The 453-nt window shown below is 70.4% G+C and carries 1 protein-coding gene; it reads right to left on the bottom strand.

Translation table 11 applies throughout. The features are described from left to right. Positions 1-11: 11 nt before the first annotated feature. On the bottom strand, positions 12-453 hold a 442-nt coding region (locus ACGVWT_RS19195; protein ID WP_394427832.1), incomplete at its 5' end, for a DNA translocase FtsK.

The following is a 453-nucleotide window of genomic DNA, read 5'->3' on the forward strand; positions in this document are numbered from 1 at the left end:
GCCCGCCGTGCTCATCTGCCCGTCAGCTGCCACGCGTCCTCCGATCCCTCGTCGTCGTCCTCATCGTTCCAGTCCACGGCGGCCGGGCGCGAGTCCAGATCCTCCTGCACCAGGTCGCGCGGACCGGACGACGCCGAGGCGTCGCCGTCGCCGGAGGTGGCCGAGGGCGGGGTGTCTCCGGAGATGGTGGCGAGCACGTCCGCGAGGTCGTCGGGCTTGACCAGCACGTCGCGGGCCTTGGAGCCCTCGGAGGGGCCCACGACGCCGCGGGACTCCATGAGGTCCATGAGGCGGCCGGCCTTCGCGAAGCCCACCCGCAGCTTGCGCTGCAGCATGGACGTGGAGCCGAACTGCGTGGTGACCACGAGTTCGACGGCCTGCAGGAGCAGGTCCAGATCGTCGCCGATGTCCTCGTCGATGACCTTCTCGGTCTTCTCGGGGATCACGTCCTCG

The sequence above is a fragment of the Sphingomonas sp. S6 genome, assembly GCF_043498045.1.
Taxonomy (GTDB): Bacteria; Pseudomonadota; Alphaproteobacteria; order Sphingomonadales; family Sphingomonadaceae; genus Sphingomonas.